The following is a 24,415-nucleotide window of genomic DNA, read 5'->3' as shown; positions in this document are numbered from 1 at the left end:
GTGAAACACGCGAATTTGCCGTAACGGGTGTGACTAAAAAGACGGCAGTGTCACAAGTGCCCGATCCGGCGTCCGCCCAACCCGAGATTGACCCGGTTGTCGCTGTGAGGCAGGCACATTGGGTCATGCCTCGGAGCGGAGACTCCTGTGGCAGATGTGGTTAAACGAGCGAAGCACTAGACCGCCCTCAGTCGCTTCGCCAATCCGCCCGCTCGCGCCACCCGCCGCTCGATCGCAGCACGGATGGACGCCTCTGAGCCCACCACGCGCACCCTTCGCTTCGCGCGAGTCACCGCGGTATAGAACAACTCTCGTGTCAACAGCCGCGAATCCTCCGACGGGATCAGCGCCGTGACTTCGTCGACCTGACTGCCCTGGGATTTGTGGATCGTCATCGCGTGCATCGTGTCGACGTCGGCCAGTCGGCTGGTCGAAAAGTCAAGCGGCCCAGCGGCGCCGGAGATGACGGCCCGCAGGCCATCCGGACCCGACACCACCACGCCGCTGTCACCGTTGTTGATCTTCAATGCATAGTCGTTGGCCGTCACCAGCAGTGGCCGTCCGGCGTACCACTCCGACCACGGCGGCAGGCCGGTTTCTTCGGACAGCCATTGCTCCACCTGCCGGTTCCAGTGCCGGACGCCAAACGGCCCCTGCCGGTGCGCGCATAGCAGCCGGTGCTCGTCCAGCGTCGCCAGCGCAACCGTATCCGCCCCCAACGTGGCGGCCTCGCGCAGCCGGATGGCATGCGGGACCAGTATGGACCGCAACCGCGCCGTCGGGTCCGCATCGTCGATCCACTCGATGTGCTCGTCGCCCGCCCGCAGCAGCTCGACCACGCGGTCGCCGTCGCCACCGCGGATCGCGTCCGCCAACGCGCCGATCGACGCGCCGAACCGATGCGACGTCCGCAGCGCCGCCACCCGTACGTCGGCGCGCGCCGAAAGACCGTCCACCAGGTCCGCCAACACGGCCCCGGCTTCCACCGACGCCAACTGGTCCGGGTCGCCGACCAGGATCAGCCGGGCATCCGGGCGCACCGCTTCCAGCAGCCGGGCCATCATGGTCAGCGACACCATCGACGTTTCGTCGACGACGATCACCGCGTGCGGCAGCCGGTTGCCGCGATTGTGCTTGAACCGCACCGACGTATCGGCCCGGCTACCCAACAGCCGGTGCAGGGTCACCGCCTGCAGGCCGGTCAGGCGGTCACGGTCGACGTCGTCGAGTCTGTCGACTTCGGCCTTCACCGCTTCGGTCAATCGTGCCGCTGCCTTACCGGTCGGCGCCGCCAGCGCGATCCGGAAGCCCGCCCGACCGGAGAGCTCCGCCTGGTCCGCGAGCAGTGCCAGCAGCCGCGCGATCGTCGTCGTCTTCCCGGTGCCCGGACCGCCGGTCAGCACCGTAACCGACTGCGCCAGAGCGATTTCGGCTGCGGCCCGCTGCTCCTCGTAGCCTGCCGGGAAAAGCCGTGCGACGGCGGGGCTTTCGACTGCTTCTCCGGATGCCAGGAGGCCAAGTACGTCCGTGCAGACCTGCTCCTCCTCGCGCCAATACCGGTCAAGGTACAGGAGCCGGTCGTCATCGAGCCGCAACAGCGTGCCCACCAAGCCGGACGTGCGCACGGCGTTCAGCCAGTCCGAAGGCGACGGCCACGGAAGATCCCCGGAATCGGCCGCCACCGTCGTCAAGTCCACGCACACCGATCCGCCCCGCAGCGCCCGAACCGCCAAAGCCACCGCCAAAGCCACCGTTTCGTCAGACCCGTTGGCCAGCTCGGTAACCCGTTGGGCCACATGGACGTCGGCGATCTCGAGCAAGCCTGCTTCGTGGAATTCGCGCAACAGCCCGGACGCTCCGATGGCCATCTCGATGTCGGTCACCGTCATGCGGGCTGCCGCCCCTCGTCGAGCAGATCCGACAGCGCCGGCACCAGCCCGGCCGGCGGCTGCCAGCTGAACACCCCGGCCCCCGGTGAATCCACACCGCACATGCCCCGCACAAACAAGTACAAGACCCCGCCGAGGTGCGCCGACGGGTCATAGCCCGGCTGCCGCCATCGCAAAAACCGGTGCAGCACAACCAGGTACAGCAGGGCCTGTAACGGGTAGTCGGAATGCAGCATCGCCTCGGTCAGCCGCGGCGGGCTGTAATCCGCTGCGGTCACGCCGAGGAAGTTGGTCTTGTAGTCGACTATCAGATAGCGGTGCCCGGGCAACCGCAGGACGACGTCGATCGACCCGGACAGATAGCCCCGCAGCAACTGGCCGCCGAGGCCGTCGGAGACCAGCCGCTCCCCGTAGCGCGCGAACGGGTCGTCGGCGGGCAGGTAGTCGCGCAGCAGTGCGCCGACGTCGCAGAGCCGAACGTCCAACCTCGGGTCCCGTGCATCGCCGCCGGCCACCGGAATCTCGAAGTCCAACTCCCGCAAGCGGTCTGCCACCTCGATCTGGCGCAGCGTCAGACCGGCGGCCAGCGGACCCAACTGTGTGTCGTGCATCGGCACCAGCGCAGCGGCCAACGCAGCGGGTTCGGCGTCGACCGGCCACCACGTCGAGTGCAGCCGCACCTGCGCTTCGAGCTCGGCGGCCAGATCGACAGCGGACGGGTCGGCGTTTTCTAGCACCGCATGCACCAGCGACCCGAACGTTGCCCCCGACGGCAGCTCGGCCATCGGCGACGGCACGCCCGCGTCGCCCGGCGCACCGGCAGGGACCACCTCCACCTCGTCGTCGCGGGCGGTGACCTCGGCCTCGCTGCTCACCCCGGTCGCCTCGACGCCCCGGATCAGCGCCGAATACGAGGTGCGCCGCCACGTGGTATCGATCGACCGGTGAAAATGCCGCACCTCAAGGTCGGTCGGCGGTGCAGGGGGAGGAACCGGCGCGACGCCGGTAACCGACGGCTCCTCGATCACCGGCCCTCCCGCGGCTTCCCATTCGCGCATCAGCGCCAGGGCGGCGTCGTCGGAAATCGTCTTGGGCTCACAGGAATCCGGCACCTGCGCCTCGCCGATCCGCCGTCCTCGCAACAGCCGCGACAGGCCACCATTCGGTTCGTCCCAGGCCGGGGCCCACCACGTCACCACCTGCGATTGCGCCCGCGTCAGCGCCACATAGGTGAGCCGGATGTCGTTGCGCGCCGCCTCCGCCCGGCTGAGCGCTGCGATGTCCAAGCGGTCGGCGCTCTCGGGGCCACCGACGTGCAGGCGGCGAACACCGTCGTCGTGAAACAGCGGAATCTCGTCGACGAACACGTGCCGGTTGAAGGCGAACGGCAGATAGACGATCGGGAACTGCAGGCCCTTGGCGCCCCAGACCGTCATGATCTGTACCGCGGCGGCGTCGCTGTCGATGCGACGGTTGCGTTCCTGCGGGCCGTCGCGCTCCTCGCGCTGCCGGCGCAGCCAATCACGCAGTGCGGGAAGGGTTAACCGCTGCCGATGCGCCACCTCGTGCAGCAACTGGGCGATATGTGCGAGGTCCGTCATCGTCCGCTCGCCGCCCGGCTCGCCGAGCACCCGACGGCCCAGCCCGGCAATTTGGGCCGCCTCGAAGACCGCGGCCGGTCCGCGTGCCCGCAGATGGTCGGCCCAGTCCCGCAGGGTGGCGGCCAGCCGCTCGGTCAGCTCGTCGCCGCCGGCAGCGAGGTCGTCGGCGGTGTGGCCGAAGAAGACCGTCGCCCCGGCCGCACGGACCAGGCCGTCGCGGTGCGTCTGGTCGAACGCCTCGAGCAGGCATAGCCAGTCTTTGGCCGCGTCGGAGGCGAACACGTCGGCGTCTCCGGTGTAGACCGCTTGAATCCCGGCTGCTGCCAACGCTTTCTGGCACGCCAGGGCGTCGTCGCTCCTCTCGACGATCACCGCGACGTCGCCGGCTTGCACCGGATTGCCGTCGAAGGTGGCGTCGCTGGCCAGCAGCGCCCCGATGTCGGCGGCGAGATCAGCCGGGATGTAGTCCCGCAGCGCGGCGATCGGAATCGTCGCGGTGCCCGAACGGCCGAACATCGCGCGGGTGAGCAGCCGAAGCCGAAACGGCGCATTCCGTGGCGCGTTGTGCAGTCGGTGTTCGGTGACGTGTGCCTCGACGTCGCGCACGACGATGTCCGGGTCGCCGAGCGCGGCGCCGCGCAGCACGGTCTGCAGGGAATCGACGAGAACCTTGTCGCTGCGCCAGTTCACGCTCAGCGTGCACTGCTGGGCGGCCGTGCGGGCGGCCCTCAGATAGGTGTAGATGTCGCCGCCGCGGAACCCGTAGATCGCCTGCTTGGGATCGCCGATCAGCACCAGCGTGCAGTGACCGTTGAAAGCGCGGTCGATGACCTGCCACTGAATGGGGTCGGTGTCCTGGAACTCGTCGACCATCACGATCGGCCAGCGGGTGCGCATCCGGTCGCGGGCGTCAGAGTCGTCGTCTTCGAGCGCGTCGGCGAGTCGGGTCAGCAGATCGTCGTAGCTGAGAATGCCCAGCCGACGTTTGCGTACCTTGAGTTGGTCGAGCACATCGCGGGCGAACCGCAACCGCACTGCCGCAACGGATTCCGGATCCGGATCCTCGGGTCGCAGCTCGGCGCACGGATCGGCGACAACCGCGCGGGCCAGCTTCAGCGCGTCGGCGTGGGTCAGAGCTGCCTCGTCGCGGTCGGATCCGAAGTGCACCAGATACAGGTCGTCGACGATTCGCGTGACCAGGTCGTCGAGGCTCTCCACCAAGGTCACGCCGGCGTCGGTGTCTCCGGCAACCCCGAGCGAGCGCAACACCAGCTGACAGAACTGGTGCGTGGTGGCGATCGTGGCCGCGTCGAAGTTGGCCAGCGCGTCACGCAGCCTATTGCAGCGTTGGTCTCGTTCGGCGGCGCTGCCGCGGCACAGATAGGCCACGAACGTGTTGGGCGCATCGTCGGGCGAACCACACAGCGCTGCAACGATTTCCACGATCTGGCCGCGGACCCGTTCGCGTAGCTCCCGGCTGGCGGCGCGGCTGAAGGTGATCAGCAGCATCTCGTCGAGGGTTGCGATGCCCTCGGCGATGTAGCGGGTGACCAGCCCGGCCAGCGCGAACGTCTTGCCGGTGCCGGCGCTGGCCTCCAGCACTGTCGTGGTTCCGGGCGCGGGGAGCGGGCCAAGGAGGTCGAAGCTGTCCATCAGTCCGGTTCCCGTTCGGCCCGAATCAGCGGCAGCCACAGCCGCGCGGCCAGCGCACCCAGCCGGGTGTTCTCGCCGTCGGTCTCCTCACCGGGACGCGGTGTGCCCAGGATGTCCTCGAGCCGGCGATGCGGCCACACGTACTTGTGGGCCTCGTCCTCGGCTTCCCCCTTGTAGTAGTTGGTCGATTTCCACCGCCGCAGCGCGGCATCGAACGGGTCGTTGCCGCACGCACGGGCGTCGGCCCACGCGTGTGAGGTGCGCAGCGGCAGCGGCAGTGGCTCACGCCGGCCGTTGTCGTAGAGCAGCACCAAGTCGCGCAGCACCCCGACCGGGTCCGGCGGCGGAACCAGGACGCGGTGCAGGATCCGGTTGGCTCGCCTGTCGCGGCCGATGCACGACGCCCGCCACGGCCGGTCCGGTTGGTGCGCCGCCAACGCCACCAACGGAATCCAGGCCTGCAGCAGGTGCTTGCAGTTGAGTTTGGAATACGTCACCGACACCGTTCGGTCGCCGAAGACCTCCGCCACGGTGCCGGTGAGCCGACGCCCGCCGTCCAGGCCGATGTCGACATCGTGCGCGTCTGGGTCGTCCTGGCGAAGCCTCAGGGCAGCCGCGGCGAGTTGCTTTGCCTCGTCGCGGATTTCGCACGCCTTGCGCTTCCCGAGCTGGCCGGGCGGCAGCGCTCCGCGACGCCACTCGCGGTGCGCTGCGGTGTCGGGGTGCAGACCGCGCAACATGTCGCGCAGCATCCGGTCGCCCACCGTCCACGTTTCCAGGGCATTGATGTCGACGGGCATGTCGTCTTTGACCTCGTCGACGTCCCACGGCAGGGTGAAATCGAGCGCGCGGAAGAAACCCTTGACCGGGTCCTTGAAGAACGTGAGAAGGTCGGCCAGCACGACATCGTCTTGCGGTGGCTCCGCCAGCGGACGCGCCAGGAACGGGCGTTTGGGATGTCGTTGTCCGGCGGCGGCTTTCGCCGCTACCAGCGCGGTGGGGTCGAACGTGAACGGCTTCTCCGGCACCAGGGCGCCGGGCGTGACGTTGCGAAGGTCGAACGGCTGCAACGGATGCTCGACGACGATACGTCCGCGCACGGGTTGCTCGGTGGTCTGGTCCAGCGCGTCGAGCAATTCGACCAGCGGCACCGCCGGCGGGCGGTGGTGACCGGTGTGTTCGTCGGCGCCGGTGTAGGTGATCACCAGGGTCTGGCCGGCCGCGCAGACGGCGTCGAGCAGCAATTGCCGGTCCTCGGAGCGAATGTCGCGCTCACCCGTCATCGGACAGCGGGCCAGCGCGTCGTCGCCGTCGGGCAGGTGAACCCGCGGGAAGACCCCGTCGTCGAGCCCGACCAGGCACACCACCCGGTGCGGGACCGATCGCATCGGCACCATGGTGCACACCGTCAGTGTGCCGGTGCGGAAGTTGGCCCGGGTGGGCCGTCCGGCCAGATGCCCGGCCAGCAGCGCACGCACGTCGGGCAGCCGCAAAAGTGTGTCACCCCGAGAACCAGCCTCCTGCAACACGTTTGCGAACTCGCGCTGCAGCTGGCCGGCCTGCCACGCTTCCTCCGAGCTGGTCAGTCTCGCTACCCCATCGCGCAGCGCGTCCAGCCACTCGGTCAACGGCCGCAGCCCGCTGAGCGCGTCGACGGCCGATTGCAGCCGGGCCACGAACTCGGCGAGCCGGCCGGCGAGCTCCACTTTGTTGCTGCCGACGTCGTCGAGCGGCAGCGCGGTGTCCAGCCAGTCCGGGGAGTCGTCGGACATCGCCACGCCCACCAGAATGCGGTCGAGCCCGAACCGCCACGTGTTGTGCACGATGTGGTCGAGGCCGTAGGGCGCGCGATGGTCGCGGTCGAAGCCCCACCGGATGTTGGAGTCGCGGACCCAATCGGTGATGGCCTCGAGGTCGTCGTCGGTGAACCTGAATCGCGCACGCACCGGCGGGGTTTGGGCAAGGTTGAGCACCTGGCTGGCGGTGGCCCGGGTGCCCGCGATGGCGAGCAGTTCCGCCGCCGTCGCAAGCAACGGGTTGGTCTGGGTGAGCGCACGGTCGGCGAGCCGAACCCGCAGACGGTGCGCCGGGTGGCTGCCGCCGGCGCTCTCACCGAGCCCGAAGCTGGCGACAATCAACGGCGCATAGGTTTCGATGTCCGGGCACATCACCACGATGTCCCGCGGCTCCAGCGTCGGGTCGTCTTCCAGCAGGCCGAGCAGCACCTCGCGCAGCACGTCCACCTGCCGGGCCGGTCCGTGGCAGCTGTGCACCTGCACCGAGCGATCGCCGGCGGCAAGGACGCGGCCTTCTGGCTGCACGGCGTTGGCCGCGATGTCGGACTGCAGCCAGCCCAACAGTGTGCCGGGTTTGGTTGCGCCGCTGAGGTATTCGTCGGTCGCAGGGTGAGCCGGCAGGCCGCGTTGCAGCTCGCGCAGATCCCGGCCGAGAGTTTCGAGCAGCGGATGCCGCGCCGCGTGCCGGCTGGTGTCCTCACCGCGGGGCACCGCGCCGTGCACGTCCTGCAATGCCCGCCACAGCTCGTCGCTGGGATGTGGCAGCCACAGGTGCAGGTCGTGGTGGGTGGCCAGCGCGTCGAGCAGCTCCACCTCTGTGCAGGCCAGCCGAGTGTGCCCGAACAACGACAGCCGCGCCGGCAGGTCGGTCGGGCCCTCGCGCAGCCGGGCGACGGTCTTGTGGTGCCGGATGTGCGGCGGGTCGGCGGGTACCGCCGCCACCAGCGCCCGCCACAATTTCGGTTGCCAGGCGAGGTCGGCATCAAGGTCCGCGGTGCGCCCGTCGAGCCAGTCGACGAGCAGCCGCGGACGCTGCCGGGCGTACGAGGCGAACAGTCCCGCGAGCCGTCGCGCCACCGAATAGCGCCGGCCGCGGCGCAGGTCGTCGTCGTCCCAGTGGCCCAGATGCGTTGCCAGCGTGCGACACCACGGCTCGTCGAGCGAGCAGTCGATGACCTCCAGCAGCGGCCACGTCAGGGCCTCCGGCGACCACGGATCGTCGTCGACCGTCCCGGTGATCTCGGCGATCAGCGAAGCCGGGCTGCGGAATGTCACCCCCGCGCACACCCCGAGCCTCTGCGCGAGCCGCTGGCTCAGCCACCGCTCGACCCCGCGCGCCGGGACCAGCACCAGTTCCTCGGCGAACGGGTCGGGCAGCGGGTCGGCCAGCAGGGCACCGAGCCCGTCGGCGAGCAAATCGGTACGTTCGGCACGGTGAAGATGAAGCGCCATTGGGGTGCCACCCTAGACGGCCGGGGCGGACGAGGGAGCGATTGAGATGGAAACCTGGGATGCGATTCGCGCGCGGCGCACTGTGCGCCACAAGGGCGAGTACGGGATCGACGGATCGTTCAAGACCGTGCCGGCGGGCGTGCAGTTCGGTGGTCTGGCTGTCCAAGCCGTTGCGCTGCTGCTGTGGGCCGCGGTCAGCTGGGCGAAGGGCAAGCGGCACAAGGCAGCGCTGGCCGGCGCCGGGGGGCTTGGAATCGCCGCCCACACAACGCTTTACCTCTACGCCACGCGGGCCGGCAAGTTCGTGGTGTGGGAACGGATTCTCGACGAGCTGCAGCTGCGGGGCGACGAGACGGTGCTCGACCTCGGCTGCGGTCGCGGCGCCGTACTGCTGGCGGCGGCCAAGCGGCTTCCGCGCGGTCACGCGATCGGCATCGACCTGTGGCGCGCCGACCAGACCGACAACTCGCCGTCGGCCACGCTGAAAAACGCGGACCTGGAGAAGGTGGGAGACCGCGTCGAGGTCCGCACCGCCGACATGACCGTGCTTCCCTTCGACGACAACAGTTTCGACGTGATCGTGAGCAGCCTTGCGATCCACAACATTCCGACGCGCGACGGTCGGCGGCAGGCGCTGCGCGAGGCGGTCAGGGTGCTGCGCCCGAGTGGTCGTCTCGCGATCGCGGACCTGTGGGAGACCCGGCGCCACGCCGCTCATTTACGCGAACTCGGGTGGTGCGACGTGCAACGCCGCAATCTCGGCTGGCGGATGTGGTACGGCGGCCCCTGGGCCGCGACGCGTCTGGTGACGGCGACCAAGCCGGGCTAGGAGCATGCTGGTAGGCATGACCAGAAACGAGATCACCGAACAGATCGTCGTCGCGCGCCTGGCCAAAGGGTTGACCTGGCAGGAGCTGGCCGACGCCATCGGCCGGCCGGTGGTGTGGACCACGTCCGCGCTGCTGGGACAGCATCCCATTCCCACCGAACTGGGCAAGGTGCTCGTCGACATGCTGGGGCTCGACGAGTCGGCCGTCGCGGTGTTGGCCGCAGTGCCGATGCGCGGCGGCCTGCCCACCGCGGTGCCCACCGACCCGACCATCTACCGCTTCTACGAAGCCCTTCAGGTTTACGGGCCCGCAATCAAGGAGCTGATCCACGAGCAGTTCGGCGACGGGATCATGAGCGCGATCAACTTCAGCGTCGAGGTGGAGAAGAAGCCGCACCCGACGGGTGATCGGGTGGTGGTGACGTTCGACGGGAAATTCCTTCCCTACGACTGGGTTTCGGGAGGGGCTCAGTGAACAACACCACAGACCTTGTGCTGTCCGGTGGCGGTGTCAAGGGCATCGGCCTGGTGGGCGCCGTCGTCGCACTGATGGAGGCCGGCTACCAAATCCCGCGCGTCTCGGGCACATCGGCCGGCTCGATCGTCGGCGCGATCCTGGCCGCCGGCTACGACCAGCTGACTCCGGAAGAAGTCAGGCACCTGACGATGACGGTGCCCTACCGCAAATTCCTCGACGCGGGACCGATCGAACGAATCCCGCTGCTGGGCCCGGCCTGGGGCCTGCTCAGCGAAGAAGGGATCTACAAAGGCGATTTCGCGCACGAGTGGATCCGCTCCGAGCTGAAGAACCTCGGGGTCAGCACTTTCGGGGATCTGGCCTTCGACGACGATTACGTGCTGCCGGAGCGGCGCTACCGGTTGGTGGTCACCGTGGCCGACGTGACCACCGGCCAGTTGGTCCGGCTGCCGTGGGACTACCGCCGGCTCTACGGGCTGGACCCCGACGAGCAGCAGGTCGCCGACGCGGTGCGGGCCTCGATGTCGATCCCGTTCTTCTTCCGCACGGTGAAACTCAAAAGCGCCGGCGGCCTGACGTCGACGCTGGTCGACGGGGGCATGCTGTCGAACTTCCCGATCGATTCGTTCGACCGGCCCGACGGCAAACCGCCGCGCTGGCCCACCTTCGGCATCACCGTGCTCCCGAACCTGCCGCAGGGCAACGACAAAGTGATCCCCGCGCTGAAACCCCTGCACTGGCTCGGCGGCCCGACGCTGCTCGAGGACCTGATCACCACGATGATCGTCGGTCGTGATCAGGCCTACCTCAACCAGCCGTGGGTCAGCGCCCGCGCGATCCGGGTGGACTCCACCAACGTCGGCTTCCTGGACTTCGACATCTCGCGGGAACAGATGGAAGCGCTCTACCAGAAAGGCTACGAGGCGGCGCAGGCGTTCCTGTCCACCTGGAACTGGACGCAGTACCGGGAAAGCTATCGACGGCCCTAGCTGGTCGTTACAGCCCGAACTCCGCCGCCATGCCGTCGATTCCGGCGCGGATGCCGGTCAACGCGTCGGCCCTGGTCCGCAACTTCGTCGCGGCGTGGGCCTTCTGGTTCAGGGTGGCGAATTCGCGCGCGGCTTCCACGGCGCGGTCGCGCACCATGTCGGGCATCACGATCTCGTCGACAAAGCCGGCGGCGACGGCGGTTTCGCCGAAGAACGTCTTGGCCAGCCCGGCGGCCTGCTGATACGCCGACGGCGTCAGCCGCAGCTTCATGATCTCCAGGGCCGCATAGGGAATCGTCATGCCGATCGCGACCTCGTTGGCCTGAATGTTGTAGGCCGGCGCGGCAATCCGATGATCGCCGCTGGACAGCAGGAACGCGCCCATCGCGATCGCGTGGCCGGTACAGGCCATCACCACCGGCTTGGGGTAGGACAGCAGCCGGTGGCTCAGCTCGAATCCGCCCTGGAGCATGTCGATCGCCGGCTGCGCCTCGCGGGACGTCATGATCTTCAGGTCGAACCCGGCGGAAAACACCCGGTCGTTTCCGGTGATCACCACGGCGCCGACGTCGTCGCGGTCGGCGTTGTCGAGCGCGTCGTTCAGCGCCTGCTGCATGGCAGGGCCCAGCGCGTTGACCTTGCCGTCGTCCATCGTGATGACCGCGATGGCTTCGTCGTGGCGATAACTGACCGGGCTGCCCATGGGAGTCGATTGAACCACGGCGCCAGTCAGACCCGGTGCTTGCCGACCGCCTGTTCGGGCTGGCCCCAGCGCAGGTGGACGTCTGTCGGGTCGTCGAGCTGCTGGCGGGCGCGCCACCGTCGCTGGTTTTCGTCCGCCGCGCGATTGATCCGTTCGATCTCGCTGCGGAACACGTCGGGGCGGGGCTCGGTGCTGGCGTAGTGGAAGTACCTCAGCACGCCGCGCAGCAGTTCCAGCTTCTGCTTTTCCCGCTTGGCCAAATCGTGCGTCGACATCAGCTCGACCCGCTGAACCGGCGGCAGCGCACCCCAATCCAGCACCACCTGCGTCTCGAACTGGCGCCGGGCGGGCCGCCAGAACTTCCAGCGCGGCCGCGCGTCCGGGCGGTCGTAGTAGGTCACCGTGCCGGTGAAACGGGACTCGATGTCGTCGCCGAGTTCGGCACGCTCGATCGCCGAATCCCACACCGTGCGCCATTCCTGGTTCGGCGCCAGCGTCGCCAACTCGTCGGGCAGGTGCAGTTCGACGACGTCCGCGTAGCCGTCGGAGGTGTTCTCGTAGGCGGCGACGGTGGGCGGGTGCGGAAACGCGAAGCGGATGTTGTAGGCCGCGGTCCTGCCGAAGTTGCGCACCACCAGTTCCATCACGTGCCAATCCGCGGCGTGCGGCTCCATGAACATCCCGACGTGCGGACGGGTCTCCTCGACGGACAGCTCGCGGTCGCGCCGGACCTGCCGATTGGCCCAGAACAGCGCGAACACCCCGACCGCGAGCACGGCCCAGGTACCCAACGCCAACCAGGTTGTCGAGCCCGCCGTGACCAGCTCATGCCAGCGGTCCTGGATCCAGCTCAAGAGAATCCACCCTCCGCCTTGGCCGCCGTGTGGTCCTACGTTGGTGCGATCTTAAAGGCCCGCTCAGCCGCCCATCAGCATGCGCCACTGATCGAGGTTGGCGGGCCGGTACACGTAGTTGGTGCGTTTGACCTCCGACAGCGACGCGCTCGGCTCGGCCGAATACCAGTGCCCGGGAAACACCGTCGGGTCGCCGGGAAGCTGCGCGAGCTGTTGCAGGCTGCGATACATCTCGTCGGAGTCCCCGCCGGGAAAGTCGGTGCGTCCGCAGCCTTCCAGAAACAGCGTGTCACCGGCGACCAGCCGGCCGTCGAGCAAGAAACACTGGCTGCCCGGCGTGTGACCGGGGGTGTGCAGAAGCTCGATCTCGATGTCGCCGACGCTGACCTTGTCGCCATGCTGATGTGCGGTCAGATCTCCCATGGAGATCCCGGTGATCCGCGAAACCCACTGCGCCTCATGGGAATTGACGTGAACGGGCACGCTGGCGCGTTCCAGCAGCTCGGCCAGCCCCTTGAGTTCGAAGCCCATCATCGACCCGCCGACATGATCCGGGTGGTGATGGGTGACCAGCACCCCGAACAGATGCATGCCGTCGGCCTCGAGCGCGTCGAGCAGATCCCCGGCCGCATAGGCCGGGTCGACCACCACGGCGTCGCCGGTCTGGCGGTCGCCGATCAGGTAGGCGAAGTTGCGCATCTGCGATGCGAACATGTCGCCGGCGGCGAAATCGCGTCCGGAAAGCAGTTGGCGAAAGTACAAGCGGTCCGAGTCAGCCACGCCCCCAGACTACGACGCGCTGTGTGCTGCCTCACGGGGCCTGCCTGCGGGTTTGGGCCGAATTTTGCTGGTTGGCGAGCCGGTCGACTGGGTATCGTTGAATTATGTCGTTTGCCAAGGTTGAGATCGAGATTGATCAGACCCTGGTCGACGAGGTGATACGCCGGTATCACCTTCGGAGTGCCCGGGAAGCGGTCAATCTTGCGCTTCGGACCCTCGTCAATAGCTCTGCCGCCCCAGAACCGTCGCCGGACGCCCAGGAAGAGGAAGACCCGTTCGACCTCGGCGCCTTGAACCCCCGGGGATCCCGGAGTACCGGGTAGTCCCGATCCCGGGTAGTTCTGCGGTTCTGCGCGACACGTCCGCGTGAGCGCCACGCGGTTTGGTCGCGTTGCGGCCCGGGCTGTACCCTCTTTTAGGCCCGCGGCACGACCTGACCTGGTCGCTACGGGTGAGCGCCCCCTTAGCTCAGTCGGCAGAGCGTTTCCATGGTAAGGAAAAGGTCAACGGTTCGATTCCGTTAGGGGGCTCGGCGGACGCCGAGCAGGCTGGCGGCGCAAGGCGATGTAGCTCAGTCGGTTAGAGCGAACGACTCATAATCGTTAGGTCGCCGGTTCGAGTCCGGCCATCGCTACAAGACAACAACGAGATCTGTGAAAGAGAACTGACGTGGCCTCCAGTACCGACGTACGGCCGAAGATCACTTTGGCGTGCGAGGTGTGCAAGCACCGCAACTACATCACCAAGAAGAACCGCCGTAACGACCCCGACCGGTTGGAGCTGAAGAAGTTCTGCCCCAACTGCGGCAAGCATCAGGCGCACCGCGAAACCCGTTAGGTTCGAACAGCAGTGTCTTTGGGCGACAAGATCGTCGGGATGCACTACCGCTATCCCGACCATTACGAAGTGGAACGGGAGAAGATCCGGGAATACGCGGTCGCCGTGAAAAACGACGACCCGGGGTTCTTCGAGGAAAAGGCGGCCCTTGAACTGGGCTATGACGGCCTGGTGGCACCGCTGACGTTCATCTCGGTGTTCGGCTACAGGGCGCAGGCGGCTTTTTTCGAGCACGCCAACATCGCGACCAACGACGCGCAGATCGTGCAGGTGGATCAGGTACTGAAGTTCTTCAAACCGATCCAGGTGGGCGACAAGCTCTACTGCGACGTCTACGTGGACTCGGTGCGACGGGCGCACGGCACCGACATCATCGTCACCAAGAACATCGTCACCAACGAAGCAGGCGAAGTAGTACAGGAGACTTACACGACCCTGGCGGGTCGTGCCGGCGAAGGGGAAGAGGGTTTCAGCGATGCCACTGCGTGAGTTCAGTTCCGTGAAGGTGGGTGACCAGCTTCCCGAGAGGGTGTACGCATTGACCCGGCAGGATTTGGTGAACTATGCCGGCGTCTCGGGCGACCTCAACCCGATTCACTGGGACGACGAGATGGCCAAGGCCGTCGGCCTGGACACCGCGATCGCACACGGCATGCTGACCATGGGCCTGGGCGGCGGCTACGTCACCTCGTGGGTCGGCGACCCGGGGGCGGTGACCGAGTACAACGTGCGGTTCACCGCGGTCGTGCCGGTCCCCAACGACGGCAAGGGCGCCGAGCTGGTGTTCAGCGGCAAGGTGAAGTCGGTCGATCCTGAGAGCAAATCGGTGACGATCGCGTTGACGGCCACCACCGGCGGCAAGAAAATCTTCGGTCGTGCGGTCGCGTCGGCGAAGCTGGCGTAGGGATGGCGATCAAGACAGACATCCGCGGGATGGTCTGGCGGTATCCGGACACCTACGAGGTAGGCAGAGAGAAGATCCGGGAATTCGCCAGGGCGATCAAGGCCGACGACCCGGCCAGCCTGGACGACGAGGCCGCCGCCGAACAGGGGTATGACGGCCTCGTCGCACCTCTGACGTTCGCGACGATCTTCGCCAAGCTGGTCCAGAGCGATTTCATGCGCAGCGTCGACACCGGCTACGAGACCATGCAGATCGTCCAGGTCGACCAGAAGTTCATCTTCCACAAGCCGATCCTTGCCGGCGACGTGCTGCACGCCGAGATGCAGGTCCAGTCGGTCGACGAGCGGTTCGGCGCCGACATCGTCGTCACCAGGAACATCTGCACCAACGCCGCCGGCGAGGTGGTGCTGGAGGCCTACACCACGATGATGGGCAACGAGGCCACCGACTCGGTTGCCCTCAAGTGGGACATGGACTCCGGGCAGGTCATCCGAACCGCGTGATTAGTACCTAGCCGCGGCGCCGATGTACACTCGGACCTCGGGGTTTTCCCATCATCAGCACGCTTTCCGGGTTTGACCAAGCGGACGCGCGCGTCATGTGAGGCCCCGTGCGGGTTGGCCTGCCAACCGGCGAAGGGGCGTAGCTCAACTGGCAGAGCAGCGGTCTCCAAAACCGCAGGTTGCAGGTTCAAGTCCTGTCGCCCCTGCTGAGGGAACCGTGCGGCGACGACGCGGGCCGGGATGGCCTGCGGAAAAGCCGGACCACAAAACAGCGCAGCAGTGCAATGGTGGACACTGGAAGGCGACCACCTAGTCGAACTTAAGGAGCATGCGGTGAGCGACGAGCGCGACGGTGCCGACGCAGCCGACGCCAACGAAACCGAGGAACAGCGCGGCGGCCGGACGGCGGTGGTGACGCGACCGCAACGTCCCACCGGCAAGCGGTCCCGTCAGCGGGCCGAGGCCGACGAGACCTCGGGGGCGATCGAGCTCACCGGGGACGAGGCCGACGCCAAGGCCAAGAAGGCGAAGAAAGCCAAGAAGGCAGGGGCGTCGCGAGGTCCCAACCCCTTCGTCTACGTCTACAACTACCTCAAGCAGGTGGTCGCCGAGCTGCGCAAGGTGATCTGGCCGAACCGCAAGCAGATGATCACCTACACCTCGGTGGTGCTGGCGTTCCTGGTGTTCATGGTGGCGCTGATCGGGCTGACCGACTTCGGCCTGGCCAAGCTGGTAATGCTCGCGTTCGGCAATCGCTGAGCGAGCAGAAGTTATAGAGAGGACTGAACCCGTGACTACCTTCGAGGGCGATACGCCCGCGGGTGAAGCGGTCGACCTGGAAAATGCCGACGTAGAGACCAGCCCGGAGGCCGCTGCCCCGGAGGAGCTGGCCGAAGAGGTCGACCCCGCCGCTGCGCTCAAGGCCGAGCTGCGCACCAAGCCCGGCGACTGGTACGTCATCCACTCCTACGCCGGATACGAGAACAAGGTCAAAGCCAACCTCGAGACCCGTGTGCAGAACCTCGATGTCGGCGACTACATCTTCCAGGTGGAAGTGCCCACCGAAGAGGTCACCGAGATCAAGAACGGTCAGCGCAAGCAGGTCAACCGCAAGGTGCTGCCGGGCTACATCCTGGTGCGCATGGACCTGACCGACGAGTCGTGGGCCGCGGTGCGCAACACGCCGGGCGTGACCGGGTTCGTCGGAGCGACGTCGCGCCCGTCGCCGCTGTCGCTGGACGACGTGGTGAAGTTCCTGCTGCCGCAGGGCGCGGCGAAGAAGCCGGCCAAGGGTGCGGCCAGCACTGCGGCCGCCGCTGCCGAGGGCGGGCTGGAACGGGCGCCCGTCGAGGTCGACTACGAAGTCGGCGAATCGGTCACCGTCATGGACGGCCCGTTCGCGACGCTGCCGGCCTCGATCAGCGAGGTCAACGCCGAACAACAGAAGCTCAAGGTGCTGGTGTCCATCTTCGGCCGCGAAACACCTGTCGAACTTGGCTTCGGCCAGGTCTCCAAGATCTAACCGGGCGATTTCGGCGCGCTAATCGTCGCTCAGCGACGAAAACCGCGCCGAATTCGCTGGAAGGCAAGAAAGGAATCAACACCCATGGCCCCGAAGAAGAAGGTCGCCGGGCTGATCAAACTCCAGATCGAGGCCGGTCAGGCCAATCCCGCGCCGCCGGTCGGTCCGGCGCTCGGCCAGCACGGCGTCAACATCATGGAGTTCTGCAAGGCCTACAACGCCGCGACGGAAAACCAACGCGGCAATGTGATCCCGGTGGAGATCACCGTTTACGAGGACCGCAGCTTCACGTTCGCGCTGAAGACGCCGCCGGCCGCCAAGCTGCTGCTCAAGGCCGCAGGCGTGGGCAAGGGCTCGTCCGAGCCGCACAAGAACAAGGTCGCCAAGGTCACCTGGGACCAGGTCCGCGAGATCGCCGAGACCAAGAAGGCCGACCTGAACTCCAACGACGTCGAGGCCGGCGCCAAGATCATCGCCGGCACCGCCCGATCGATGGGCATCACGGTCGAGTAGCTTGCTCGACCGGTGGGAGGGCCAGCTTCGGCCCGCTTTCTAACCACAGATAGGAAAACGAATGAGCAAGAACAGCAAGGCATATCGCGCCGCCGCCGAGAAGGTGGACCGCACCAAGCTCTACACCCCGCTGGAAGCGGCGAAGCTTGCCAAGGAGACGTCGTCGACCAAACAGGACGCGACGGTCGAGGTGGCCATCCGGCTCGGCGTCGACCCGCGCAAGGCCGACCAGATGGTCCGCGGCACGGTCAACCTGCCGCACGGCACCGGTAAGACCGCGCGGGTCGCGGTGTTCGCGGTGGGGGAGAAGGCCGCCGAAGCTGAGGCCGCCGGCGCCGACATCGTCGGCAGCGACGACCTGATCGAGAAGATCCAGGGCGGGTTTTTGGACTTCGACGCCGCGATCGCCACACCCGACCAGATGGCCAAGGTCGGCCGCATCGCCCGGGTGCTGGGGCCGCGTGGTTTGATGCCCAACCCGAAGACCGGCACCGTCACCCCGGACGTCGCCAAGGCCATCGCCGACATCAAGGGCGGCAAGATCAACTTCCGGGTGGACAAGCAGGCCAACCTGCACTTCGTCATCGGCAAGGCGTCGTTCGACGAGAAGCAGCTGGCGGAGAACTACGGCGCGGCGATCGACGAAGTGCTGCGGCTCAAGCCGTCGTCGTCGAAGGGGCGTTACCTGAAGAAGGTCACCGTCTCGACGACCACCGGCCCGGGCATCCCGGTCGACCCGTCGATCACCCGCAACTTCGCCGCGGAGTAGCTTTTCCCCTCGCGAGCAGACGCAGAATCGCACGAAAACCCCTCAGGTAACGCGATTCTCTGTCTGCTCGCGGTGCTACTGGCACTCGGCTATCCGGCGTTGCAGGAACGCCCGGGCCGGCTCGGAGCCGGTGTAAGTCAACGCCTTTCGATACCAGATAGCCGCCTCCGCGGTCTGGCCGTCGCGGCGTAACAGATCCGCGCGGATCGACGGCACCAAGGCCGAGCGGGCCAGCCGCGGGTCGTCGGCCACCACGTCCAGTGCGGCCAGGCCGGCGCCATACCCGTCCCGAAAGCCCACGGCCAGAGCACGATTGGCGCGCGTTACCGGCGACTCGGCGATCTCGAGCAACCGGTCGTAGGCCGTGCAGATCGTCGGCCAGTCGGTCTGCTCCCAGCTCGGCGCCGTCGCATGCACGGCCGCGATCACCGCCTGCGGCAGATACGGCCCGGTCGATCCCTCCGCCTGCCGCAACCGCTCCAGGCCCCGGGCGATGCGGCCGCGGTCCCAGCGGCTGCGGTCCTGCTCGTCCAGCGGGACCACCGCCCCGGCCGCGTCGACGCGGGTTGACCGCCGCGAATCATGAAGCAGCACAAGGGCCGCCAGCGCCTGGGCCTCGCGGTCGGAAGGCATCAGCGCGCACAGCTCGCCGGCCAGCCGGACCCCCTCGTCGCACAGCTCATCGCGGATGGCCGACGGGCCCGCCGTCGACCAGTACCCCTCGGTGAACACCAAGTAGATGCAGCCCAGCACGTGCGGTACCCGCTCAGCCAGCAGCTCGGCCGGCGGCACCCGCAGCGGGATGTTGGCGTGCCGAACCTTGTTCTTGGCACGGGTGATTCGCTGCCCCACCGCGGACTCCGTCTGCAGCAGCGCCCGCGCGATCTCGGCGACGGTGAGCCCGGAGACCAGCCGCAGGGTGAGCGCCAGCTGCGAGACCCGGTCGAGTGCCGGGTGGGCGCACGTGAACATCATCCGCAGCTCGTCGTCGCGGACTGGGTGCGGGTCGGCACCGTCGGTGCGCGCCACGATCTCCTCCACCACTGCAGCCAATTCTTTTCCGGGACGGATGGATTCGCGACGCAGCCGATCGCGGGCGCGGTTGCGCGCCACCGTCAGCAGCCATGCGCCCGGGTTGTCGGGCATGCCGTTGCGCGGCCACACCCGCAGCGCCTCGGCGCAGGCTTCCTGAACGGCGTCTTCGGCGACGGACAGGTCTCCCGACCAACGGGCCAGCGCGGCCACGGTCGAGCCCCATTCCCGTCGGAAGACGCCGTCCAGGTTGGCCATGCGCTACAGGTGGGAGACTCCCGCCAGCTGGCGTAGCTCCACGGTCGAGGCGGGGATCATCGAGGCCAGTTTGACGGCCTTGTCGCGGTCGGCGGCCGACAGCAGGTAGAAGCCGGTGGCGATCTCGGCGCTTTCCGCGAACGGCCCGTCGGTCAACAGCACCTCGCCGTCGCGGACCCGCACCGTTGTCGCCGTCGCCGGCTCGTGCAGCGCCGCGCCGGCCACGATGTGATCGCCTGCGCCGGCAGCGAATTCGCCGTGCCGTGCGGCCTCGACCTCCCACTCGGGCGTTCCGGGCGAGTTGACCGATCCCGGCGGCTCCAGCAGAAGCGCCAACCACTGGGCGCCGCCGGAGCGCGACCACTCCGGGTCGAACGTGTGGTAGGTGGGCCGCACTTCGATCGCACCGTGAGCGGCGACGGGGACGTCGCGGGCAAGTGCCAGCGCCTCGTCGAGGTTGTCGGCTTCGAATACGTAGTAGCCGCACGCGACTTCGGCGCCTTCGGCGAAGGGGCCGTCGGTGACCACCGGGGCATCCGGGCCGCCGGTGATGCGCACCCCGGCTGCCTGCCGCGTCAACGCGTCACCGGCCCGGATTGCCGAGGCCGATTTGGCGTGGAAGTTCTCGAACGCCGCCATCAGGGCCGCCCCCTCGTCGGGGGTGTAGTCCCGTTCCTTGCTCATCAACAGGGCCAGGTACTGCATGTCGTGGTCTCCTCCGGTAGTGAGCGGAACCCTGTGCTCCACTCGCTACCTGTCCGACGAATGAGGCGACGCCAATCCGACAGGTGCTCGCGCTACGCGGCGGCGCCCGGCTTGAGATAGGTGACCAGGCTGCAGTCGAGCATGTCCTCGCTGAAATAGTGTTCGGCGCCGCGCAGGTACTTCATGTAGCGCTCGTAGACCACTTCGGAGGTGATCTCGATGGCCTTGTCTTTGTTGGCCTGCAGCGCGTCGCCCCAGATGCGCAGCGTCTTGATGTAGTGCGGGCGCAGCGAAAGCGGTTCGGGGACAATGAAACCGGCCTTCTCGCCGTGCTCGACCATCATGCCAGTGGTCGGCAGCCGCCCGCCCGGGAAGATCTCGGTGACGATGAACTTGATGAACCGCGCCGTCTCGAAGGTCAGCTTCTTGCCACGTGCGTGCAGGTCGTACGGGTGATAGCTCACGCTGCTCTGCACGGTCATCCGCCCGTCGTCGGGCAAAATGTTGAAGCAGTTCTTGAAGAAGGCGTCGTAGTTCTCGTGGCCGAAGTGCTCGAACGCCTCGATGGACACAATCCGGTCGACGGGATCGCTGAAGTCCTCCCAGCCCCGCAGCAGCACCTGCCGGGAGCGGTCGGTGTCGATGCCGTCCAGCACCTGCTGTGCGCGGGCATGCTGGTTTTTCGACAGGGTCAGGCCGATGACGTTGACGTCGTATTTTTCCACCGCGCGCTTCATCGTGGTGCCCCAGCCGCAGCCGATGTCCAGCAGCGTCATGCCGGGCCGCAGGTCCAGCTTGTCGAGGTTCAGGTCGACCTTGGCGATCTGGGCTTCCTCGAGGGTCAGGTCGGGCGGCTCGAAGTAGGCGCAACTGTAGGTCCGGGTAGGGTCCTGGAACAGCGCAAAGAAGTCGTCGGACAGGTCGTAATGCGCCTGGATGTCCTCGAAGCGCGTCCGCGTGTTCACGGGACTGATCTGCTTGTCAGGCATCAGTGTGTCGTCGCCCTTCTTGCCGCATGTCATTGACTGGTGAAAGCACCATACCCGGCTTGGAGGGCGCGCCTGGTATTCCCCACCTACTTTGCCAGGGTGAATTGGTTGACGTCGATGTAGCCGACCCGGAATGCATTGGCGCAGCCGGTCAGGTACCGCATGTAGCGCTCGTAGACTTCTTCGGACTGGATTTCGATGGCCTTGTCCTTGTTGGCCTCCAGCGCCGCGGCCCAGTGGTCGAGGGTCTTGGCGTAGTGCGGCTGCAGGGACTGCCTGCGGGTCAGCGTGAAGCCCGCCTTCGACGAGTGGTCCTGCACCTTCTCGATCGACGGCAGCCGACCGCCGGGGAAGATCTCGGTGACGATGAACTTGATGAAGCGGGCCATCTCGAACGTCAGTGGGATGCCCCGCTCGATGCACTGCGGCCCTGTCAAGCCGGTGATGGTGTGCAGCAGCATCACCCCGTCGTCGGGCAGCACGTCGTGGGCCATCGTGAAGAAGTCGTCGTAGCGGTCGTGGCCGAAGTGCTCGAACGCGCCGATGGACACGATCCGGTCGACGGGCTCGTCCCACTGTTCCCAGCCCTGCAGCAGCACCCGCCGGCTGCGCTGGGTGTCCATCTCGTCGAACATCTTCTGCACGTGGGCGGCCTGGTTCTTGCTCAACGTCAGCCCGACGACGTTGACGCCATACTTCTCGATCGCCCGGCGCATGGTCGCACCCCAGCCGCAGCCGACGTCGAGCAGCGTCATGCCCGGCTGAAGGCCCAGCTTGCCCAACGCCAGGTCGATCTTGGCGATCTGTGCCTCTTCCAGCGTCATGTCGTCGCGTTCGAAGTAGGCGCAGCTGTAGGTCCGGGTGGGGTCGAGAAACAGCGCGAAGAACTCGTCGGACAGGTCGTAATGGGCCTGCACGTCTTCAAAATGCGGTTGAAGTTTTTCCGCCATGTCGGCAGCGCCTTTCCTCGGTTTCACGCGTTCACCGCTTCGACTAGCGGCACGACCCCCCCATACCCGCCAGACATGCTAGTGGATCGGCGCTGGCCGAGTCGCAAACTACCTCGATCAGCCCTCGGCGAACGTTGTCGTCAGCTCGCCGATCACTTGGTCCCAGAGCTGCTCGGGCAGCTCGTGGCCCATGCCCTCGAAGGTCACCAATCGTGCGCCGCGGATGGCCCGCGCCACTGCGCGGCCGCCCGAGGGCCGCATCAGCTTGTCGGCCAGGCCGTGGATGACCACCGTGGGCGCGGTGATCTGGCGGTCGTAGCGGACCAGGCTGCCGCTGGCCAGGACCGCGCTGAAATGCCGGGCGATCCCCCACGGGTAGTAGCAGCGTTCGTAGCCTTCGATGGCTTCTTCGCGGATCCGCTGTTCGGGCGCCGGGTAGGCGGGGCTGCCGATGATCCGGGTGACCCGCACGGCGTTGTCGACGATGACGTCGCGCGGCGAGTCCGGCGGCGGCCCCTGGATGACGGCCAGCAGCGCTCGCGGTGCCGGTGGCGGCAGGAACGCCCGGTTGTTGCTGGAGAAGATCACCGCCAGCGACCGGGTTCTTGCGCTGTATCGGGCGGCGACGATCTGGGCGATCATCCCGCCCATCGAGGCGCCGACGACGTGGGCCCGCTCGATGCCGAGGTGGTCGAGCACCGCGACGGCGTCGTCGGCCATGTCCTCCAGGGCGTAGGTCGACTTGCCGGGCAGGCCGAACCAGAACCGGATCATCCGGGGGAGCTTGCGGCCGGCCTTGACGCGCTCGGTCTTGGTGGACAGGCCGACGTCGCGGTTGTCGTACCGGATGACGCGGTAGCCCTCGGCGACCAGCTTTTCGCAGAACGCGGTGCGCCACAGCAGCAGCTGCGCGCCCAGGCCCATGATGAGCAACACCGCGGGGTCGTTCGGGTCGCCCATGTCCTCGTAGTAGAGGTCCACATCGCCGGACCGGGCGGTGCCTTTGCGGACCTGCACTAGACCTCCACGTCGCTTTGGTGCTCGCGGCTGACCTCGACCATGAAGTTGGCGAAGTAGCCGGTGAGCTGCGGATCGGACATCATCTGCCATTTCGGCGCCAGCAGCTTCATGTACCGCTCGACGTAGAGGAACTGCTTGCCGATCAGCACCAGCTCGCGCGGCAGCTTGACGTCGTAGGCGTCGGCCAGCGCCGAGAGCTGCCGGCCGATGTCCGCGTACGACATCTCGCCCAGCGTCTGCATGGTCAGCGGGGTGGAGAACTTCTCCAGGTCCTTGGCGGCCTGCGCCTCGGGTTTGACCGTGCCCACGGCGCCCATCAGCACCACGATCTTGCCGGCCGCCGCGTGGTCCTTCTTGACCAGCAGCGCGTACACAAGCTCGCGCAGCAGCCAGCGGGTGCGCGGGTCGATGCGCCCCATGATGCCGAAGTCGAAGAACACGATCTTGCCGTCGGCATCGACGTAGAGGTTGCCGGCGTGCAGGTCGCCGTGGAACAGCCCGTGCCGAAGGCCGCCCTCGAAGAGGCTGAAGATCAGCGCTTTGACCAGCTCGGTGCCGTCGAACCCGGCCTTGCGGAGCTCGGCGACGTTGTCGATGCGGATGCCGCGCACCCGCTCCATCGTCAGCACCTTCTCGGTGGTGCAGTTCCAGTACACCTGGGGGACCCGGATGTTGCGGCCCAGCGGGGAGGTGTGCAGGTGCGAGACCCACGCCTCCATGGACTGCGCCTCGAGGCGGAAGTCCAGTTCCTCGGCCAGGTTGTCGGAGAAGTCGGCGACGACGTCCTGGGCAGATAAGCGCCGGCCCAGCTTGGCCAGCTCGACGGCCTGCGCGAAGCGTTTGAGGATTTGCAGGTCGGCGGCGACCCGGCGGCGGATCCCCGGCCGCTGGATCTTGACGACGACCTCCTCGCCGCTGTGCAGGGTCGCGTAGTGCACCTGCGCGATGGACGCCGACGCGAACGGCTCGTCCTCGAAGCTGGCGAACAGCTCCTTCGGGTCCGCGCCGAGTTCGTCGACGAAGAGTTTGTGCACCTCTTTCGGGTCAGCCGGCGGCACCCGGTCGAGCAGCCCGCGGAATTCCCGGGACAGCGTTTCGCCGAACGCACCCGGGCTCGAGGCGATGATCTGCCCGAACTTGACGTAGGTGGGGCCCAGGTCGGAGAAGGTCTGCGGGAGCTGCTTGATCACCTTCTGCTGCCAGGGGCCGCGGCCGGGGAGCTTGGTGACGACGCGGGCGGCGGTGCGTGTGAGCTGCCAACCTGTCACGCCGATGCGGGCCGCTTCGACCGGCAACGGCACCCGGTCAAGCTTGGCTAGCTCGCGATGGTTGTTGGAACTCATCAGTGCAGTGTGCCAAATTGCGCAGGTCGGTATCGAATCGCGGCCA

General features: G+C 67.2%; 24 protein-coding genes and 3 tRNA genes. 15 read left to right on the top strand and 12 right to left on the bottom strand.

The window, feature by feature from the left end:
* Window positions 1–176: 176 nt before the first annotated feature.
* From recD to recC, 3 genes are read right to left on the bottom strand one after another with little or no spacing between them, the layout of a single operon-like run.
* Window positions 177–1,889 carry an exodeoxyribonuclease V subunit alpha gene (gene recD, locus AWB95_RS09485; RefSeq protein ID WP_062538668.1) on the bottom strand — a complete coding sequence of 571 codons (1,713 nt, stop codon included), beginning with the start codon at window positions 1,887–1,889 and terminating at the stop codon, window positions 177–179.
* The gene (gene recB / locus AWB95_RS09480; protein WP_062538669.1) at window positions 1,886–5,143 is read right to left on the bottom strand and encodes an exodeoxyribonuclease V subunit beta; all 3,258 of its coding nucleotides are present in this window, start codon (window positions 5,141–5,143) and stop codon (window positions 1,886–1,888) included. Before recB ends, recD begins: the two co-directional genes overlap by 4 nt.
* Window positions 5,143–8,391, bottom strand: a complete 3,249-nt coding sequence (gene recC / locus AWB95_RS09475; RefSeq protein WP_062538670.1) for an exodeoxyribonuclease V subunit gamma — start codon at window positions 8,389–8,391, stop codon at window positions 5,143–5,145. The genes recB and recC overlap by 1 nt, the downstream gene beginning before the upstream one ends.
* 46 nt (window positions 8,392–8,437) lie before the next feature.
* Here recC and AWB95_RS09470 point away from each other — a divergent pair, with 46 nt between their 5' ends.
* From AWB95_RS09470 to AWB95_RS09460, 3 genes are read left to right on the top strand one after another with little or no spacing between them, the layout of a single operon-like run.
* Entirely contained in the window at window positions 8,438–9,220 is a 783-nt protein-coding gene (locus tag AWB95_RS09470) for a class I SAM-dependent methyltransferase (protein WP_062538671.1), read from the top strand.
* Between the two features lie 16 nt (window positions 9,221–9,236).
* A complete protein-coding gene (gene cynS, locus AWB95_RS09465) occupies window positions 9,237–9,695 on the top strand; it encodes a cyanase (RefSeq protein ID WP_444542992.1) in 459 nt (152 codons plus the stop codon).
* The gene (locus AWB95_RS09460) at window positions 9,692–10,687 is read left to right on the top strand and encodes a patatin-like phospholipase family protein (protein WP_062538673.1); all 996 of its coding nucleotides are present in this window, start codon (window positions 9,692–9,694) and stop codon (window positions 10,685–10,687) included. The genes cynS and AWB95_RS09460 overlap by 4 nt, the downstream gene beginning before the upstream one ends.
* 7 nt (window positions 10,688–10,694) lie before the next feature.
* On the opposite strand, the gene AWB95_RS09455 is transcribed toward AWB95_RS09460, so the two are convergent.
* The 3 genes from AWB95_RS09455 to AWB95_RS09445 all read right to left on the bottom strand — a co-directional run bounded on the left by AWB95_RS09455 (window position 10,695) and on the right by AWB95_RS09445 (window position 13,024).
* Window positions 10,695–11,390 (bottom strand): crotonase/enoyl-CoA hydratase family protein, encoded by a 696-nt coding sequence (locus tag AWB95_RS09455; protein ID WP_062538674.1) that lies wholly within the window; start codon window positions 11,388–11,390, stop codon window positions 10,695–10,697.
* 26 nt (window positions 11,391–11,416) lie between these two features.
* Entirely contained in the window at window positions 11,417–12,244 is an 828-nt protein-coding gene (locus tag AWB95_RS09450; protein ID WP_062538675.1) for a hypothetical protein, read from the bottom strand.
* Between the two features lie 63 nt (window positions 12,245–12,307).
* Complete coding sequence (locus AWB95_RS09445) at window positions 12,308–13,024, bottom strand: MBL fold metallo-hydrolase (protein ID WP_062538676.1); 717 nt, start codon at window positions 13,022–13,024, stop codon at window positions 12,308–12,310.
* Window positions 13,025–13,128: 104 nt separating this feature from the next.
* Here AWB95_RS09445 and AWB95_RS09440 point away from each other — a divergent pair, with 104 nt between their 5' ends.
* From AWB95_RS09440 to rplA, 12 genes are all read left to right on the top strand, one after another.
* Entirely contained in the window at window positions 13,129–13,347 is a 219-nt protein-coding gene (locus AWB95_RS09440; protein WP_062538677.1) for a type II toxin-antitoxin system VapB family antitoxin, read from the top strand.
* Between the two features lie 134 nt (window positions 13,348–13,481).
* Window positions 13,482–13,554: transfer RNA gene (locus tag AWB95_RS09435), tRNA-Thr, on the top strand.
* A 30-nt stretch (window positions 13,555–13,584) separates the two neighbouring features.
* A tRNA-Met gene (locus AWB95_RS09430) sits at window positions 13,585–13,658 on the top strand.
* 35 nt (window positions 13,659–13,693) lie between these two features.
* Window positions 13,694–13,861: a 50S ribosomal protein L33 gene (rpmG, locus tag AWB95_RS09425; RefSeq protein ID WP_003898538.1), complete on the top strand. Its 168-nt coding sequence runs from the start codon at window positions 13,694–13,696 to the stop codon at window positions 13,859–13,861.
* Between the two features lie 39 nt (window positions 13,862–13,900).
* Window positions 13,901–14,350, top strand: a complete 450-nt coding sequence (gene hadA, locus AWB95_RS09420) for a (3R)-hydroxyacyl-ACP dehydratase subunit HadA (RefSeq protein ID WP_373280749.1) — start codon at window positions 13,901–13,903, stop codon at window positions 14,348–14,350.
* Complete coding sequence (gene hadB / locus AWB95_RS09415; RefSeq protein WP_062538679.1) at window positions 14,337–14,765, top strand: (3R)-hydroxyacyl-ACP dehydratase subunit HadB; 429 nt, start codon at window positions 14,337–14,339, stop codon at window positions 14,763–14,765. Before hadA ends, hadB begins: the two co-directional genes overlap by 14 nt.
* Before the next feature lie 2 nt (window positions 14,766–14,767).
* Window positions 14,768–15,268, top strand: coding sequence for a (3R)-hydroxyacyl-ACP dehydratase subunit HadC (gene hadC, locus AWB95_RS09410; RefSeq protein ID WP_062538680.1), 501 nt, complete (start codon window positions 14,768–14,770; stop codon window positions 15,266–15,268).
* 133 nt (window positions 15,269–15,401) lie between these two features.
* Window positions 15,402–15,474: transfer RNA gene (locus AWB95_RS09405), tRNA-Trp, on the top strand.
* A 127-nt stretch (window positions 15,475–15,601) separates the two neighbouring features.
* Window positions 15,602–16,027, top strand: coding sequence for a preprotein translocase subunit SecE (gene secE / locus AWB95_RS09400; RefSeq protein WP_062538681.1), 426 nt, complete (start codon window positions 15,602–15,604; stop codon window positions 16,025–16,027).
* A gap of 31 nt (window positions 16,028–16,058) precedes the next feature.
* The gene (gene nusG, locus AWB95_RS09395) at window positions 16,059–16,790 is read left to right on the top strand and encodes a transcription termination/antitermination protein NusG (protein ID WP_062538682.1); all 732 of its coding nucleotides are present in this window, start codon (window positions 16,059–16,061) and stop codon (window positions 16,788–16,790) included.
* 84 nt (window positions 16,791–16,874) lie between these two features.
* A complete protein-coding gene (gene rplK, locus AWB95_RS09390) occupies window positions 16,875–17,303 on the top strand; it encodes a 50S ribosomal protein L11 (RefSeq protein ID WP_062538683.1) in 429 nt (142 codons plus the stop codon).
* A gap of 61 nt (window positions 17,304–17,364) precedes the next feature.
* A complete protein-coding gene (gene rplA, locus AWB95_RS09385; protein ID WP_062538684.1) occupies window positions 17,365–18,072 on the top strand; it encodes a 50S ribosomal protein L1 in 708 nt (235 codons plus the stop codon).
* Window positions 18,073–18,147: 75 nt separating this feature from the next.
* On the opposite strand, the gene AWB95_RS09380 is transcribed toward rplA, so the two are convergent.
* The 6 genes from AWB95_RS09380 to AWB95_RS09355 form a co-directional block, all read right to left on the bottom strand.
* The gene (locus AWB95_RS09380; RefSeq protein WP_085168073.1) at window positions 18,148–19,362 is read right to left on the bottom strand and encodes an RNA polymerase sigma factor; all 1,215 of its coding nucleotides are present in this window, start codon (window positions 19,360–19,362) and stop codon (window positions 18,148–18,150) included.
* A gap of 3 nt (window positions 19,363–19,365) precedes the next feature.
* On the bottom strand, window positions 19,366–20,067 hold the full coding sequence (locus tag AWB95_RS09375; protein ID WP_062540445.1) for a YciI family protein: 702 nt from the start codon (window positions 20,065–20,067) through the stop codon (window positions 19,366–19,368).
* A gap of 92 nt (window positions 20,068–20,159) precedes the next feature.
* Window positions 20,160–21,089, bottom strand: a complete 930-nt coding sequence (mmaA4, locus tag AWB95_RS09370) for a hydroxymycolate synthase MmaA4 (protein WP_373280784.1) — start codon at window positions 21,087–21,089, stop codon at window positions 20,160–20,162.
* A 53-nt stretch (window positions 21,090–21,142) separates the two neighbouring features.
* Complete coding sequence (locus AWB95_RS09365; RefSeq protein WP_085168071.1) at window positions 21,143–22,006, bottom strand: cyclopropane mycolic acid synthase family methyltransferase; 864 nt, start codon at window positions 22,004–22,006, stop codon at window positions 21,143–21,145.
* A 117-nt stretch (window positions 22,007–22,123) separates the two neighbouring features.
* Window positions 22,124–23,023 (bottom strand): alpha/beta fold hydrolase, encoded by a 900-nt coding sequence (locus AWB95_RS09360; protein ID WP_085168069.1) that lies wholly within the window; start codon window positions 23,021–23,023, stop codon window positions 22,124–22,126.
* The gene (locus AWB95_RS09355; protein ID WP_062540446.1) at window positions 23,023–24,369 is read right to left on the bottom strand and encodes an ABC1 kinase family protein; all 1,347 of its coding nucleotides are present in this window, start codon (window positions 24,367–24,369) and stop codon (window positions 23,023–23,025) included. The genes AWB95_RS09360 and AWB95_RS09355 overlap by 1 nt, the downstream gene beginning before the upstream one ends.
* Between the last annotated feature and the right edge of the window lie 46 nt (window positions 24,370–24,415).

The sequence above is a fragment of the Mycobacterium celatum genome, from assembly GCF_002101595.1.
Lineage (GTDB): Bacteria > Actinomycetota > Actinomycetes > Mycobacteriales > Mycobacteriaceae > Mycobacterium > Mycobacterium celatum.
This window is presented reverse-complemented; position numbering and strand designations above follow the sequence as displayed.

What these genes read in the sequence shown, in the direction of transcription:
- recD (WP_062538668.1), bottom strand. Translation starts at nt 1,889, where the DNA reads ATGACGGTGACCGACATCGAGATGGCCATCGGAGCGTCCGGGCTGTTG.
- recB (WP_062538669.1), bottom strand. Translation starts at nt 5,143, where the DNA reads ATGGACAGCTTCGACCTCCTTGGCCCGCTCCCCGCGCCCGGAACCACG.
- recC (WP_062538670.1), bottom strand. Translation starts at nt 8,391, where the DNA reads ATGGCGCTTCATCTTCACCGTGCCGAACGTACCGATTTGCTCGCCGAC.
- AWB95_RS09470 (WP_062538671.1), top strand. Translation starts at nt 8,438, where the DNA reads ATGGAAACCTGGGATGCGATTCGCGCGCGGCGCACTGTGCGCCACAAG.
- cynS (WP_444542992.1), top strand. Translation starts at nt 9,237, where the DNA reads ATGACCAGAAACGAGATCACCGAACAGATCGTCGTCGCGCGCCTGGCC.
- AWB95_RS09455 (WP_062538674.1), bottom strand. Translation starts at nt 11,390, where the DNA reads ATGGGCAGCCCGGTCAGTTATCGCCACGACGAAGCCATCGCGGTCATC.
- AWB95_RS09440 (WP_062538677.1), top strand. Translation starts at nt 13,129, where the DNA reads ATGTCGTTTGCCAAGGTTGAGATCGAGATTGATCAGACCCTGGTCGAC.
- hadA (WP_373280749.1), top strand. Translation starts at nt 13,901, where the DNA reads ATGCACTACCGCTATCCCGACCATTACGAAGTGGAACGGGAGAAGATC.
- hadB (WP_062538679.1), top strand. Translation starts at nt 14,337, where the DNA reads ATGCCACTGCGTGAGTTCAGTTCCGTGAAGGTGGGTGACCAGCTTCCC.
- hadC (WP_062538680.1), top strand. Translation starts at nt 14,768, where the DNA reads ATGGCGATCAAGACAGACATCCGCGGGATGGTCTGGCGGTATCCGGAC.
- rplK (WP_062538683.1), top strand. Translation starts at nt 16,875, where the DNA reads ATGGCCCCGAAGAAGAAGGTCGCCGGGCTGATCAAACTCCAGATCGAG.
- rplA (WP_062538684.1), top strand. Translation starts at nt 17,365, where the DNA reads ATGAGCAAGAACAGCAAGGCATATCGCGCCGCCGCCGAGAAGGTGGAC.
- AWB95_RS09380 (WP_085168073.1), bottom strand. Translation starts at nt 19,362, where the DNA reads ATGGCCAACCTGGACGGCGTCTTCCGACGGGAATGGGGCTCGACCGTG.
- AWB95_RS09375 (WP_062540445.1), bottom strand. Translation starts at nt 20,067, where the DNA reads ATGCAGTACCTGGCCCTGTTGATGAGCAAGGAACGGGACTACACCCCC.
- mmaA4 (WP_373280784.1), bottom strand. Translation starts at nt 21,089, where the DNA reads ATGACATGCGGCAAGAAGGGCGACGACACACTGATGCCTGACAAGCAG.
- AWB95_RS09365 (WP_085168071.1), bottom strand. Translation starts at nt 22,006, where the DNA reads ATGGCGGAAAAACTTCAACCGCATTTTGAAGACGTGCAGGCCCATTAC.
- AWB95_RS09355 (WP_062540446.1), bottom strand. Translation starts at nt 24,369, where the DNA reads ATGAGTTCCAACAACCATCGCGAGCTAGCCAAGCTTGACCGGGTGCCG.